Below are 13,514 nucleotides of genomic sequence, written 5' to 3'. Positions count from 1 at the left end.
GACGATTGTGCGGGGACGGTGGGTGCCCCGCGACCGCCAGTTCAGGGGGCGCGGACACCCGGGTCGCGGTCGAAGGTCAGGGTCTCGTCGTCGGGCGCGGTGACCTCGCCGGTGCGGGCGAACCCGGCCCAGACGGCGCGGAAGGCCCGACCGCGACGCTCGACCTCGGGCCAGTCGCGTTCCGGCACGAAGCGGGTGCCGGCCCACGCCTGCCGCCCACCGAGCAGCAGCGGCAGGTCGCTCATGTGCACGGCACCGGTCGGCTTCGTGGTCACGCCCCGGACGAGTCGGTACGACGTGGCTCGTCCGCCCGCACGGCGGTGTCGTGCGGTGAACCGGCGGACGTCGCGCCCGTAGATCACGTCGGACAGCGGTCGGACGAGCCACCACCGGAGGGCCGGTCGGAGCACGCGCGACCGAGCGATCCTGCGGAGTCCGGGGATGAGCGGCACGTACATGCCCGTCTCGTCGGTCGCCGACCCGATCAGGACGTCGACGTCCGGCGCGACCGCACTCCACGCAGCGTCGAGGTCGCGTTCCGCCGGCAGCGGCGCGAAGCCGTACTGCGTGCCGAAGGGCATGCCCCCGGCCAGGCCGTAGGGGGCGGCCGCACGGGTACCGGCCTGCTGTCGCTCGAGCAGGTCGTCGAGCGGGGTGTCGGCGTGCACGGCGCCCACGGCACGGACCATCGCGCGGTTCATCCGCGCCCGACGGCGGGAGAGCCCGAGCGGCGCGCTCTGGATGATCACCCGGCGGAACAGTCCGCGAGCGCCCGCGCTGATCATCAGGTGGGCGGCGGCGTCGCCCCCGGCGGACTGTCCGAACACCGTCACCAGGTCGGGGTCGCCGCCGAACGCCGCGATGTTCGCCCGGACCCAGCGCAGCGACTCGACCAGGTCGAGGAGCCCGAGGTTCGCCGGGATCGTCCTGCCGTCGCCGAGGAACCCGAGCACGCCGAGCCGGAACGTCACCGAGACCACGATGACGCGCTGCTCGGTCACCAGGTCGCGGGCGTCGTAGATCGGCAGGTCGCCGCCGCCGATCACGTAGGAGCCGCCGTGGATCCACACCATCACGGGCAGGCGCTCGTCGGGCGCGAGGTCGGCAGGCAGGGTGATCGACAGCCGCTGGCAGTGCTCGTCGACCTCGATCCCCTCGACGGGGTCGAGCAGTGCGTCGACGAACTGGGCCTGCGGCTGCGGGGCGACCGGCGACGGGGTCGTGGCGTGCAGTTCGTCCGCAGAGGGCGGCATCGGCTCGGGCGGCGCGAAGCGCTCGGCTCGCGCGTAGGGCACGCCGAGCACCCGCACCACGTCACCGTCGACCGTCCCGACGATGCGTCCGGCGGGGGTGTCGAAGGGGGCGGGCGTCGCGTCGAGCATGCCGTCCACGCTATCCGGGCCCCCTGACGGACGGGAGGCCCGTGGCGGGGTCGCCACGGGCCTCCCGTCCGTCGTCCGGTTGCTCTGCGCGACGGGTGCTACCGCACCCGCTTGATCGGGATGACGACGAGCGCGCCGAGCAGCGCGACGGCGCCCGCGGCCCAGCACATCAGCGCGTAGTTGTCGGCGTGGTCGGAACCGATCTTCAGGAAGAACAGGGCGATCGCCGGCGCGAGCGACTGCGGCAGCGCGTTCGCGATGTTGATGACCCCGAGGTCCTTGCCGGGCCGGTCGGCGTTCGGCAGGACGTCGACCACCAGGGCGGTGTCGATCGCGGAGTAGATGCCGTACGCGAAGCCCATGATGATCTCGGCGACGTAGAAGCCGGTGACCGTCTCGGCGTGGGCGAGCACGACGAGCCCGACCGCGAACATCGCCGTCGACCCGCCGACGAAGATCTTGCGGCGGCCGATCTTGTCGGACAGCCAGCCGGACAGCGCGGCGCTCACCAGGAGCGCGATCGTGTAGAGCAGGACGCCGAAGGCGACGGCAGCCGTGGCGTCCTGCGCCTTCTCGATCCCGATGTGCTCCTGCATGTAGAGCAGGCGGTAGGTCGTGAACATGAACGTCGCCAGGATGATGAGGAAGCGCGACCACCAGGCGAACGCGAAGTCCGGGTTCTTGACCGGGTTCGTCCAGAACGACGAGATGAGGTTCAGGAACGTGAACTTCTTGAGCTGGTACGTCGGCAGTTCGTCCCGCGCGACGACGGCGTAGACCGCGACCAGGATGATCGCCAGGATGCCCGGTGCGATGAACAGCACGGGCAGGTTCGCGACGAAGAACACCGACAGGTAGGTGCCGGCGAGCACGGCGATGTTCTGCGCGAGCGCGATGATGCTCGAGGACCGGCCGCGCTGCAGCTGGGGCACGTTGTCGGCGAAGCTCGCGAGCAGGGTGGCGAGCGTGGCGTTCGCGGCGAGCTGGGCGAGCAGCCAGGCCAGCGTGAGGTTGAGGACGTCCGGTGCGTAGGCGATCCAGGCGAGGGCGATCGCGAAGACGACGACACCGCTGAGCAGCCACGGGCGACGACGGCCCCAGCGCGTGCGGGTGCGGTCGGACAGGGCGCCCGCCAGGGGGTTCATGATGAGCGCACCGAAGGCACCGATCGGCAGGACCGAGCCGATGACGTCCGCCGCGTCGTCGCCCACCAGGGCCTGCGCCTTGAGCTGCATGCTCACGTAGACGGGGGCCATGAGCGCGACGAAGAGGCCGAACTGTCCGAGGAACAGCGCGATCTGGTAGCCGATGCCCACCTTGACCGTGCTGACGGGCTGGGTGATGCCCTCTTCCGGGTTGAGCAGTGCCGGGCTGCCGGGTTCGGGTGTGCTCATGACGCCTCCTTGAGTCGATGAAAACCTTGCTCGGCAAGGTTTTTCCGACGCGAGCATACAACGACACGTGTCGTGTGCAACTCCGGCGCGGTCGAAAAACTACACACCGGGTGGTTTCTGGGGTAGCGTCGTGATCGATCTCGCCGTGGAGCATCGCTCCTCGACGGACTGCGACACCTGCGTGTCGTGACACCCAGACAGGACCGAAGGAGCCCAGGCAATGCCCACCACCTCTGTGCAGCTGTACTCGCTGCGCGACGCCATCGCAGAAGACCTCGACAAGGCCATCGCCCGGGTCGCCGAGATCGGGTACACCAACGTCGAGCCCTACGCCTTCGTCGAGCGCGCCGCCGACCTCGAGCGCGCCTTCGCCGCCACCGGCCTGCAGGCACCGTCCGGCCACGTCGCCGTCATCGACGCCGAGGACACCGCGCCGATCTGGGACGCCGCCGAGCGCCTCGGCATCCGCACCGTGATCGACCCCTTCATCCCGACCGACCGCTGGCAGACCGCCGACGACGTCGCGAAGATCGCCGAGCGCGTCAACGTCCTCACCGCCGAGGCGACCGCCCGCGGCCTGCAGTTCGGGTACCACAACCACCAGTGGGAGTTCACGAACAAGGTCGACGGCCGCACCGTCTACGACCTGTTCGTGTCGCAGATCTCCGCGGAGACCGTCCTCGAGGTCGACACCTTCTGGGCGACCGTCGGTGGCGCCGACGCCCCCGCCGTGCTGCGCGGCCTCGGCGACCGCGTCGTCGCGATCCACGTCAAGGACGGCAAGGTCGACGGCGACATCCGCACCGCGCTGCCCTCGTCCGAGAGCGCCCTCATCGTGCCCGAGGCGCTGCAGCGCGCCTTCGAGAACCAGACCCCGGCCGGCCAGGGCGACGTCGACGTGGCGGGCATCCTCGCCGCCGCGCCGCAGGCGATCCGCGTCGTCGAGTTCGACGCGTACTCCGGTGACGTCTTCGAGGGCATCACCGAGTCCCTCGCCTGGCTCGAGGACAACGACAAGTGAGCCGCGTCGGAGTCGGCGTCATCGGCGCCGGGAACATCTCGGACCAGTACCTGACCAACCTCACGCAGTTCGCCGACGTCGAGGTCCTGATGGTCGCCGACCTCATCCTCGAGCGCGCAGCGGCCCAGGCCGAGAAGTACGGCGTGCCGGCGTCCGGCACGGTCGAGGAGCTCCTGGCCCGCGACGACATCTCGATCGTCGTGAACATCACGATCCCGGCCGAGCACGCCAAGGTCGGCCAGCAGATCATCGCCGCCGGCAAGCACACCTGGAGCGAGAAGCCTGTCGCGACCACCGCCGAGGACGCCCAGGCGCTCCTCGACGCCGCGTCGGCAGCCGGGGTCCGCTACGCCACCGCGCCGGACACCGTGCTCGGCGCCGGCATCCAGACCGCCATCCGCGCCATCGCCCGCGGGGACATCGGCACGCCGCTCACCGCGACGACGATGTTCCACGTGCCCGGCCCGGACCAGTGGCACCCGGACCCCGAGTTCCTGTACGCACAGGGCGCCGGCCCGCTGTTCGACATCGGCCCGTACTACGTCACGACCCTGCTCCACGCGTTCGGTTCCGCCTCGCGCGTGCAGGCCGCGTCGTCGAAGTCGCGCGAGACCCGCGTGATCGGCTCGGGTCCCCGCGCCGGCACGGAGTTCCCCGTCGAGGTGCCCACGCACCACGCCGCGCTCATCTCGTTCGCCGACGGCCAGTCCGCGCAGACGACGCTGTCGTTCCAGCACGCACTGCCCCGCAACGGCTTCGTCGAGATCAACGGCTCGGAGGGCACGATCGTGCTGCCCGACCCGAACGTCTTCGACGGCGACAGCACGCTGTGGACGCTCGGCAAGGACGAGCCGACGACGCTCGAGCACAAGGGCTCGACGTGGGGCCGCGGGACGGGCGTGGTCGAGATGGCCCGCGCCATCGCCGAGGGCCGGCCGGAGCGCGCTTCCGGTGCCGTCGCGTCGCACGCGCTGGACGTCATGCTCGGCATCCGTGACGCCGCCGAGTCCGGTCAGGCCGTCGAGATCGCGTCGCGCATCACGAAGCCGGAGCCGCTGCCCGAGGACTTCGACCCGTCGGCGGCCGTGCTGACGGCGTAGCGGTACCGCGCACCACCCGGTGTGCAGCGGAGGTCGGGGCCCGTCCGGGTCCCGACCTCCGCGCCGTTCGGTGAGCCCGCGCCTCAGACCAGCGCGGTGAAGGACGCGTCGCGCACGAGCACCGTCGTCGCACCGTCGGACACGGCCTGGTCCGGGTCGCTCGACAGCCCCAGCGACCACGTGCCACCGCCCGGACGCTCCGGCAGCGTGAACTCGACCGTGGTGTCCGATGCGTTCATCAGCACCGCCACGGTGTCGTCGCCCTCCGTCAGCACGAGCGTCACGGCACGGTTGCCGCCGTCCGCCCAGTCGCCGTCCTCGAACCCTGCGGCGTCGGCACGGAGCACGGACACCGTCGACGCGGAGTCGCCCGGCGCGGTGCGGAACCACTGCGGACGCAGCGCCCGGTGCTCCCGACGGAACGCGATCGCCGCCCGGGTGAAGGCCAGCAGGTCCTGGTCGGCGGCGGCCCAGTCGAACCACGAGATCTCGTCGTCCTGGCAGTAGGCGTTGTTGTTGCCACCCTGCGAGCGGGCGATCTCGTCGCCACCGAGCATCATCGGGACCCCGGCGGACAGCATGAGCGTGCCGAGGAAGTTCCGGCGCTGCCGGTCGCGGTAGTCGTTCACCGCGCCGTCGTCGGTCGGCCCCTCGATGCCGCCGTTGAACGAGGTGTTGTCGCTCTCGCCGTCGTTGTTGTCCTCGCCGTTCGCCTCGTTGTGCTTCTCGGCGTACATCGTCAGGTCGGCCAGGGTGAAGCCGTCGTGCGCGGTGATGAAGTCGACCGAGCAGAGCGGCGAGCGGCGGGACCCCTCGTACACGTCGGGGCTGCCGAGCACGCGCTGGACGGCGTCGCCCAGGGTGCCCTCGTCGCCGCGCCAGAAGGCTCGCAGGTCGTCGCGGTACTTGCCGTTCCACTCCGCCCAGTCGGCCGGGAACCCGCCGACCTGGTAGCCGGCGGTGTCCCACGGCTCGGCGATCATCTTGACCTCGCGCAGCACGGGGTCCTGGTGGATGATGTCGAGGAACGCGGAGTGCTTCTCGGCCTCGCCGTCCTGGCGGGTCAGGGTGGTGGCGAGGTCGAAGCGGAAGCCGTCGACGTGCATCTCCTCGACCCAGTACCGCAGCGAGTCCATGATGAGACCGAGGGCCGCCGGGTGCCCGACGTTCAGGCTGTTGCCGGTGCCCGTGGTGTCGAAGTAGTTCGCCTCGTCGCCCTCGACCAGGCGGTAGTACGACTGGTTGTCGATGCCCTTGAAGGACAGCGTCGGGCCCATGTGGTTGCCCTCGGCCGTGTGGTTGTAGACGACGTCCATGATGACCTCGAGCCCGGCTGCGTGCAGGGCCTTGACCATCGCCTTGAACTCGGCGACCTGCTGACCGGCGGTGCCGGAGGACGAGTACTCGTCGTGCGGGGCGAAGAAGCCGATGCTGTTGTAGCCCCAGTAGTTGCGGAGTCCCTTGTCGGCGAGCGTCGAGTCCTGCACGAACTGGTGGGTCGGCAGGAGCTCGACGGCGGTGACGCCGAGGTCGGTCAGGTGCTTGATCGCGGCCGGGTGGGCCAGGCCGGCGTAGGTGCCGCGGATCTCCTCGGGCACGTCGGGGTGCTGCTTGGTGAAGCCCTTGACGTGCACCTCGTACACGACGGTGTCGGCGTACGGCGTGTGGAGCAGCGCGTCGCCGTCCCAGTCGAACGCGCGGTCGGCGACGACGGACTTCGGCATGGCGGCGGCCGAGTCGGTCTCGTCGATCTGCTCCGGGTCGTCCATGTCGTGGCCGAACAGGGCCTGGCCCCACTCGTACGAGCCGTCGACGGCGGTGGCGTAGGGGTCGAGCAGGAGCTTCGCGCCGTTGTGCCGCAGCCCGTTCGCCGGATCCCAGGCGCCGTGCACCCGGAAGCCGTAGCGCGTGCCGACGGCGACGTCCGGCACGACGTCGTGGAAGGTGTAGCCGGTGCGGTTCCGGAGCTCGGTGCGGTGCTCGGTGCCGTCGCTGTCGAAGGTGCAGAACTCGACCCGCTCGGCGGTGCTCGAGAACAGGGCGACGTTGGCGCCCCCGTCGACGAGCGTGACGCCGAGCGGGGTGCGCGAAGAAGTGGTCATGCTGCCCTTCTACCGGCCGGTCGCTGTGCCCTCGACCGCCTGGCGTACCCCGTGGCCGGTCTGCGCACCCGTGGGCCGCGGGTCCGCGGTCAGGAGGCGGGTGGGACGAGCTGCTCGAGCAGTCGCAGCACCCGTTCGCCGTCGACGGCGTCCGGGTCGAGCAACCACTGCACCTGCAGGCCGTCCGACGCGGCGATGCTCAGGCTGGCCAGGTCGACCGGGTCCAGGTCGGCACGGATCCGGCCGTCCGCCTGGTCGGCCGCGATGAGGCCGGCGAGCTCGGCACGCAGTCGGGCGAAGCGTTCGCGCATGAAGTCGCGCGTGGCCGGGTGCCCCTCCTGCACGGCGTCGGCCGCCAGCGTCGTGTAGAGCTGCACGAGCCCCGGGACCGCCCGGTTGCGGGACGCGCTCTCGCGCATGTCCCCGATCGCCGACTTCATCCGGTCCGGGGCGCCCTGCTCGCGCACCTCGTGCTCGCGGTACACGGCGAGCAGCAGTTCGTCACGGCTCGGGAAGTAGTGCCGCAGAGCCGCGTGCGTGATCCCCAGCGCTTCGGCGACCGAGCGGAGCGACGAGGCGTCGACACCCTGCTCCGCGACCATGCGGATCATCTCGTCGAGGATCTGCGCGCGGCGCTCGGTGCCCTTGCGGTACCCGCCGCGGCGCGGCTGGGCCGCGTCGTCCTCGTCCGCGGGGTGCGTCATGCTTCCAACTTACCGCTGGAAGGTTTTCTCGCCACCCCCGGACGGGAGGCCCGTGGCGGCGCCGCCCCGCGCCTCCCGTCCGCCCCCTGGTCGCGTCAGGCGCGGTGGTCGACCGTGTACTCGTCGGCGGGAGCGGGCGAACCCGCGGCGAGCGCCTCGACCACCTTGGTCAGGGAGTCCGCCAGCACGGCGTTGTCGGCGTCGGACAGCCGGTCGAGCACCTCGACCACGGCTTCGTGGAACCGCGCGTACGAGGCGTCGATCTTCTCGGCGGCCCGGTCGGTCGGCGCGAGCACCTGCGCCCGGCGGTCCGTGGGGTGTGCCGTGCGGGACAGGAGCCCCTGCTGCACCAGCCCGTCCACGATCTTGGTGACCGAGGCGTTCGAGACCGCGAGCATCACGGCCAGGTCCTTCGGACCGGTGACGCGGCCGTCGCGGTGCGCCTGGAGCAGGTAGCGGACGGCCAGGAACTCGTTCTTCGACAGGCCGCTCTCGATGCGCGCGGACTCGATCTGCTGGTCCTCGGCGTGCTGCAGTCGCAGCAGCGCGTCGACGGCGGTCCTGGCCGCCGCGGACCGGGGTTCGCGGGCGTAGAGGTGGACGTGCTCTCGACGGACGACGGTCAACGGCATGCGGTCATGCGCTCCTTGCTAGCTGACGGGTGCGGCGAAGAAGTCGCCGTAGGACGGCTCGACGTGGCGCGTGAGCAGTGCGGGGTCCTGGATGCGGCGCTCGACGTAGGCGTCGATGACGGCGGGGTCGGTGAGCCCGACGCGGGTGTGGCTGCCACCCGTCCGTGCGGCCCGAGGCATCCCGGAGTACGTGCTGAGCATGTCGTGTCCCACCCTTCGTGCGTCCCTGCGTCCCGTTCGGACGATCGAACTCTTTCACACCGTGAACGATCAGTCCAACGAACTACTCGCCAGCTGTACGTTTTGCGCGGTGAACGATCGGAGTCGTCGGTGCAGCCCTGGCGGGAGCGCAGTTCTCGGCGTCCTCCGAGCAGACGTTTGGCACTCACCAGGGTCGAGTGCTAGAACGTTGGCAGTTGAGTCGAGGGGACTCAACGAGAACCACGAAGGAGTTGATTCCGATGACGATGAACTTCGATCCGTTCCGCGAGCTCGACCGCCTCGCCGGCTCCCTGCTCGGCACCGCGACCGGCCCGCGCTCGATGCCGATGGACCTGTACCGCACCGGTGACCACTACGTCCTCGACGTCGACCTGCCCGGCATCGACCCGGGCTCGGTCGACATCGACGTCGACGGTTCCGTCCTGACGATCCGCGCCGAGCGCACCCTCGGCGCCCCGGAGGGGTCGCAGTGGCTGACGCGCGAGCGACAGCCCGGCTCGTTCGTCCGGCAGCTGACGCTCGGTGACGGCCTCGACGCCGAGCGCATCACCGCCGGCTACGACAACGGCGTGCTGAGCGTCACCATCCCGGTCAAGGAGTCCGCGAAGCCGCGCAAGATCGCCGTCTCGGTCGGTGGCGGTTCCGAGCAGCTCGCGGTCGGCAGCGGGCAGTCCGAGTAGCACGGGGGCGCGATGGCAACACTGCTCAACGCACTCGTCGCGATCGCGGCCGTCACCGCCGCGCTCACCGCGACGAGCCTCGACCGCCGGGCGGCGGTCCTGCTCGGGGCGACCGGCAGCACGGTCGGCGCCTTCCTGGCCTGGGTGATCGCACCGGCGGCCTGGGCCGGCGCCCCGTTCCTGCCGTGGCTCGCCGCGGTCCTCGGGACCGCGGTGCTCGTGGCGGGGTGGAGTGCGGTCCGGCTGTACGACGGCGTCTTCGCCCCGCCGCCGGAACCGTCGGACGACACCGGCGCGGTCGCGACGGCCCGGTGGTGACCACCTGACGGACGGGAGGCGCGGTGCCAGCCGGCACCGCGCCTCCCGTTCGTTCGTCACCGTGTGGGCAGACGGTGCGCGACTACTCCTTGTTGAGCTTGTCCTGCACCAGGCCGGCCGTCTTCTCGACGACGTTCGGCAGCTCGGTGGTGCCGTAGAACCGCACGTCGGGGTGCGTGGGCGGGGGCATCGGCACCGAGGTCGTGGGGCCGTCGTGGTACGTGTACTCGCCCTTGCCGTCGAACGACGGACCGCTCGCCCACGGGCCGTTCTTCGCCTCGGCACCGTCGGAGAAGTTGAGGTACTGGTAGTTGACCTCCTGGTTCTCCTTGGACTGCGGGAAGTTGCTCGGCACCGGGAAGCCCTCGACGCCCTTCTCGCGCAGCTCGGCCGCGGCCGTCGCCCACATGTTCTGGTGCATGGTGTCGCGGGCGATGAGGAAGGACAGCAGGTCCCGCACGCCGTGGTCGTCGGTCATGTGGTACAGCCGTGCAGCCTGCACGCGCCCCTGCATCTCGGCGTTCTCGTTCGCGGTGAAGTCGGCGAGCAAGTTGCCGCTCGCCGTGATGTACGAGCCCTGCCACGGGTTGCCGTTGCTGTCCACCGGACGGGCACCGGCACCGGCGACGATGGCGTGCTGTACGTCGGTGCCGCCCACGATCGCGGCGACGGTCGGGTCGTCCTGCAGTGCGTCCTCGGTGATGCCGAGCGGGGACTTCTCGAGCAGCTGCGCGATCATCGTCGCGAGCATCTCGACGTGGCCCATCTCCTCGGCACCGATGCCGAAGACCATGTCGCGGTACTTGCCCGGGATGTGCATGTTCCACGCCTGGAACTGGTACTGCAGCGCGACGGAGATCTCGCCGTACTGACCGCCGAGCACCTCCTGCAGCTTGCGTGCGTAGACGGCGTCGGGCTTGTCGGGCGTCGACTTGAACTGGAGTTCCTGCTTGTGGAAGTACAAATGGTGCTCCTTCGTCTCAGCGGATGCTCTCGATCCGAGCGGCTGTTGGTCCCGATGCTCCGCGGCGGGCACTGGGCGGCCGTTCGGACTGGCCGGATCACGCGGGCGGACCTCCGGCCCGCCAGGACCCCCGGTACCGGTCGGCTTCACCCGGCAGGCGGAGGCGCTTCCACCCACCGCCCGATGCCCCTGGTCCGCCGGTTCCGCAGGCTGGGAGCATGCAGACGTCCACCAAGCACACCATCGCCACCCTGCTGCTCTGCGCCGCGATCGTGGCCACCACCGTCGTCACGCTCATGGCCATGACGCCCCCCGCGTGACGCCGCCGTGGCATGGGAGGATCGAGCCGTGACCGAACGGGGCAGGTTCCTCCGGCCGCTCGCCACCCGGTCGATCGTCGTCGACGTGGCCTGGGCGGCCCTCGCGGCGTTCGTCTTCCTGCTGCCCATCGACCTCGAGCTCGAGCGTGCGAGCCTCGCCGCGGTCCTGTCCGCGTCGGTGGCGATCGCCCTGCGCCGGGTCTCCCCGTCGGCGGCGATGGCGATGATCGTCGTCCTCGGTGTCATCCAGGTCGGCGGCGGCGAGCGCCCGTCCCTCGTCGACCTCGCGATGTTCGTCGTGATCGGCACGGCCGCGGTGGTCGGCAGCCGGACCGAGGTCGTCGTGTCGGGTGTGCTCGCCGTCGTCGCCGGCGCGTCCGCCACGGTGTACCTGGCGTCGACGGGCTTCCGGTTCCTCGTGCTCATCAACGGCCCGCGCGACCAGGCCTTCCTCGCCATGGCCGCCCCGGTCACCGCACTGCTCGGGGTGTGGGCGGGCGGGGTCGCCGTCCGGGCCTTCCGCTCCCGCGACCGCGAGTCCGAGCGCCGCGCGGACGCCGAGGCCGCCGCGTCCCGGGCCGAGGCCGTCGCCACCGAGGCCGAAGCCACCGCCACCCGCGCGATCGACGTCGCCGAGTCCGAACGCATCCGCGCGGACATCGCCCGCGACGTGCACGACGTGGTCGGACACTCGCTCGCCGTCATCATCGCGCAGGCCGACTCGGTCCCGTTCCTCGAGGACGAGGCCCGCATCCGCGCGGTGAGCGCGACCATCGCGAGCACCGCCCGGAGCTCCCTGGTCGAGGTCCGACAGGTGCTCGGGCACGTCGACGGTTCGGCCGCCGCGACCGGCCCCGGCTCGCTCGAGGAGATCGTCCAGGGCATCCGCGACGCCGGCGTGGCCGTCGACCGGACGGTTCGTGGCGTCCCCGGCACCCTGCGCCCGGACACCGGCACCGCCGCCCGACGGGTGCTGCAGGAGATGCTCACGAACGCGCTCCGGCACGGGGCACCCGGCGAGCCGGTCGTCGTCCGCGAGACCTGGCGGAGCGCAGACCTGGTGCTCGAGGTCGAGAACACGGTCGGTGACGGCACCACCCGGGGGTCCGGCCGCGGCATCGACGGCATGGAGTCCCGCCTCGGCGCACTCGGCGGGTCGTTCGACGCCGCCGTCCTCGACGACGTGTTCACCGCACGCGCCCGCATCCCGTCCGACGTCCAAGGGGGACCCGTCCGATGACCGAACCGATCAGGATCCTGCTCACCGACGACCAGGCGCTGTTCCGCGCCGGGCTGCGGGTGGTGCTCGACGCCCAGGACGACATGCGTGTGGTCGGCGAGGCCTCCGACGGCGCCGAGGCCCTGGCCCTCGTCCCCGAACTCCGCCCCGACGTCGTGCTGCTCGACATGCGGATGGCCGGCATGGACGGCGTCGAGACCGTCCGGCAGCTCTACTCCGGCGCGGTCGAGGGCCCGCTGCCCCGCGTGGTCGTGCTCACGACCTTCGGGCTCGACCCGGCCGCCGCGACCGCGATCCGCCTGGGGGCGAGCGGGTTCCTGCTCAAGGACACCACACCGCCGTTCCTGTTCGCCGCGGTGCGCGCCGTGCACGAGGGCAGCTCGGTCATCGCGCCGAACGACCTCGCGCAGCTCTTCGGCACCGACGTCGCACGGGCACCCGCCCCGCAGCCGCCCGAGTTCGCGAGCCTGACCGAGCGGGAGCGGGTCGTGTTCGGCTGGGCGTCACGCGGGCTCTCCAACGCCGAGATCGCCACGAAGGAGTTCGTGACCGAGTCGACGGTGAAGACCCAGATCTCGAGCATCCTCGGCAAGCTCTCGCTGCGCGACCGGGTGCAACTCGTCGTCTACGCGCACGACCACGGGCTGGCGGGCACCCGCGAGCACTAGTCCGCGGCGATCCGGTCGAGCCACTCCGCGAGCATCGTCCGCTCGGCTGACGACAGTCGATCGAGTCGGGGCGCTGCGGCACGGAGGGTGATCGCGGCACTCGTCACGGCTCCGTTCCCCCGTCCGCGACCGTGCGACGCCGCGCCGCGGTGGTCCGTCGTCGACTCGCCCGACACCAGGATCCGCCCGAGCACGGCCTCCAGAACGTCATCGGCGAGGGACGGGTCCCGCTCGTCCGCCGGAGCGGCGAGGACCGCGAGGACCGCCCCGGTCCCGGCCGCGTGCACGAGCTCGACCGCGCGGCGCTCCGGCACGGCCAGTCGCCCGGCCTCGGCCACCCGCTGGATGCGTTCAGCGAGCAGCGCAGTACCGGCCCGGGCGGCTGCCGACCGACGGCCACGCTCCGGGTCGCTCAACAGCACGAACAGGTCGGGGTTCGCCAGCCCGAAGCCGATCGTCATCGACCACCCGGTGCGCAGGTCCTCGACGGGGTCGGTCGCGTCGTCACGAGCAGCCCGGACGGCGTCGGCCTTGATCGCCGAGAACGTGGCCATGGCGTGCTCGGCCACCGCCTCGAGCAGGCCGTCCTTGTCGCCGAACAGCCGGTAGATGGTCGGTGCCTGCACGCCCGCGCCGTCCGCGACGGCCCGCGTGGTCACCGCCGCGGCACCGCGTTCGCGCAGCATGGTGCCGGCGACCTCGACGATGCGCGAACGCGTCTCGTCACGCTGGCTTCCCTGCTCGATCACGGAACAACGATAACGGAA

The 13,514-nt window shown here is 71.3% G+C and carries 14 protein-coding genes; 6 read left to right on the top strand and 8 right to left on the bottom strand.

The features are described from left to right. Window positions 1-41 precede the first annotated feature (41 nt). Entirely contained in the window at window positions 42-1,382 is a 1,341-nt protein-coding gene (locus tag I8920_RS00255) for a carboxylesterase family protein (RefSeq protein WP_225559299.1), read from the bottom strand. 98 nt (window positions 1,383-1,480) lie between these two features. Next, entirely contained in the window at window positions 1,481-2,776 is a 1,296-nt protein-coding gene (locus I8920_RS00250) for an MFS transporter (RefSeq protein WP_198657222.1), read from the bottom strand. A gap of 220 nt (window positions 2,777-2,996) precedes the next feature. On the opposite strand from I8920_RS00250, the gene I8920_RS00245 reads away from it, so the two are divergent. Further along, the gene (locus I8920_RS00245) at window positions 2,997-3,797 is read left to right on the top strand and encodes a sugar phosphate isomerase/epimerase family protein (protein WP_198657221.1); all 801 of its coding nucleotides are present in this window, start codon (window positions 2,997-2,999) and stop codon (window positions 3,795-3,797) included. Continuing rightward, window positions 3,794-4,897 (top strand): Gfo/Idh/MocA family protein, encoded by a 1,104-nt coding sequence (locus I8920_RS00240; RefSeq protein WP_198657220.1) that lies wholly within the window; start codon window positions 3,794-3,796, stop codon window positions 4,895-4,897. The genes I8920_RS00245 and I8920_RS00240 overlap by 4 nt, the downstream gene beginning before the upstream one ends. Before the next feature lie 83 nt (window positions 4,898-4,980). On the opposite strand, the gene glgX is transcribed toward I8920_RS00240, so the two are convergent. The 4 genes from glgX to I8920_RS00220 form a co-directional block, all read right to left on the bottom strand. Next, window positions 4,981-6,999: a glycogen debranching protein GlgX gene (gene glgX, locus I8920_RS00235; protein ID WP_198657219.1), complete on the bottom strand. Its 2,019-nt coding sequence runs from the start codon at window positions 6,997-6,999 to the stop codon at window positions 4,981-4,983. An 89-nt stretch (window positions 7,000-7,088) separates the two neighbouring features. Further along, on the bottom strand, window positions 7,089-7,703 hold the full coding sequence (locus I8920_RS00230) for a TetR/AcrR family transcriptional regulator (protein WP_198657218.1): 615 nt from the start codon (window positions 7,701-7,703) through the stop codon (window positions 7,089-7,091). 95 nt (window positions 7,704-7,798) lie between these two features. After that, complete coding sequence (locus tag I8920_RS00225) at window positions 7,799-8,335, bottom strand: MarR family winged helix-turn-helix transcriptional regulator (protein WP_198657217.1); 537 nt, start codon at window positions 8,333-8,335, stop codon at window positions 7,799-7,801. 18 nt (window positions 8,336-8,353) lie between these two features. Further along, window positions 8,354-8,536 (bottom strand): hypothetical protein, encoded by a 183-nt coding sequence (locus I8920_RS00220; RefSeq protein ID WP_198657216.1) that lies wholly within the window; start codon window positions 8,534-8,536, stop codon window positions 8,354-8,356. A 260-nt stretch (window positions 8,537-8,796) separates the two neighbouring features. Between I8920_RS00220 and I8920_RS00215 the strand changes: the two genes are divergently transcribed. Both I8920_RS00215 and I8920_RS00210 read left to right on the top strand, forming a co-directional pair. Next, window positions 8,797-9,237: an Hsp20/alpha crystallin family protein gene (locus tag I8920_RS00215; RefSeq protein WP_198657215.1), complete on the top strand. Its 441-nt coding sequence runs from the start codon at window positions 8,797-8,799 to the stop codon at window positions 9,235-9,237. A gap of 12 nt (window positions 9,238-9,249) precedes the next feature. Beyond that, window positions 9,250-9,555, top strand: a complete 306-nt coding sequence (locus I8920_RS00210) for a hypothetical protein (protein ID WP_198657214.1) — start codon at window positions 9,250-9,252, stop codon at window positions 9,553-9,555. Between the two features lie 82 nt (window positions 9,556-9,637). Here the strand turns inward: I8920_RS00210 and I8920_RS00205 are convergent, their stop codons facing one another. After that, window positions 9,638-10,519, bottom strand: coding sequence for a manganese catalase family protein (locus I8920_RS00205; RefSeq protein ID WP_198657213.1), 882 nt, complete (start codon window positions 10,517-10,519; stop codon window positions 9,638-9,640). Window positions 10,520-10,867: 348 nt separating this feature from the next. On the opposite strand from I8920_RS00205, the gene I8920_RS00200 reads away from it, so the two are divergent. Next, complete coding sequence (locus I8920_RS00200; RefSeq protein WP_232832768.1) at window positions 10,868-12,079, top strand: sensor histidine kinase; 1,212 nt, start codon at window positions 10,868-10,870, stop codon at window positions 12,077-12,079. Next, a complete protein-coding gene (locus I8920_RS00195; protein WP_198657212.1) occupies window positions 12,076-12,747 on the top strand; it encodes a response regulator in 672 nt (223 codons plus the stop codon). The genes I8920_RS00200 and I8920_RS00195 overlap by 4 nt, the downstream gene beginning before the upstream one ends. On the opposite strand, the gene I8920_RS00190 is transcribed toward I8920_RS00195, so the two are convergent. Continuing rightward, entirely contained in the window at window positions 12,744-13,496 is a 753-nt protein-coding gene (locus tag I8920_RS00190; protein ID WP_232832767.1) for a TetR/AcrR family transcriptional regulator, read from the bottom strand. The two genes, I8920_RS00195 and I8920_RS00190, sit on opposite strands and share 4 nt — an antisense overlap. Window positions 13,497-13,514 lie beyond the last annotated feature (18 nt).

It is taken from the genome of Curtobacterium sp. YC1, from assembly GCF_016267665.1.
Classification (GTDB): domain Bacteria; phylum Actinomycetota; class Actinomycetes; order Actinomycetales; family Microbacteriaceae; genus Curtobacterium.
Note: the sequence above shows the minus strand (reverse complement) of the source record. Positions and strands in the feature narration are given on the sequence as shown.

Bases quoted from the DNA above. Each gene is read 5' to 3' on its own strand.
- I8920_RS00255 (WP_225559299.1), bottom strand. From the start codon at position 1,382: ATGCTCGACGCGACGCCCGCCCCCTTCGACACCCCCGCCGGACGCATC.
- I8920_RS00195 (WP_198657212.1), top strand. From the start codon at position 12,076: ATGACCGAACCGATCAGGATCCTGCTCACCGACGACCAGGCGCTGTTC.
- I8920_RS00210 (WP_198657214.1), top strand. From the start codon at position 9,250: ATGGCAACACTGCTCAACGCACTCGTCGCGATCGCGGCCGTCACCGCC.
- glgX (WP_198657219.1), bottom strand. From the start codon at position 6,999: ATGACCACTTCTTCGCGCACCCCGCTCGGCGTCACGCTCGTCGACGGG.
- I8920_RS00230 (WP_198657218.1), bottom strand. From the start codon at position 7,703: ATGACGCACCCCGCGGACGAGGACGACGCGGCCCAGCCGCGCCGCGGC.
- I8920_RS00245 (WP_198657221.1), top strand. From the start codon at position 2,997: ATGCCCACCACCTCTGTGCAGCTGTACTCGCTGCGCGACGCCATCGCA.
- I8920_RS00215 (WP_198657215.1), top strand. From the start codon at position 8,797: ATGACGATGAACTTCGATCCGTTCCGCGAGCTCGACCGCCTCGCCGGC.
- I8920_RS00225 (WP_198657217.1), bottom strand. From the start codon at position 8,335: ATGCCGTTGACCGTCGTCCGTCGAGAGCACGTCCACCTCTACGCCCGC.
- I8920_RS00220 (WP_198657216.1), bottom strand. From the start codon at position 8,536: ATGCTCAGCACGTACTCCGGGATGCCTCGGGCCGCACGGACGGGTGGC.
- I8920_RS00250 (WP_198657222.1), bottom strand. From the start codon at position 2,776: ATGAGCACACCCGAACCCGGCAGCCCGGCACTGCTCAACCCGGAAGAG.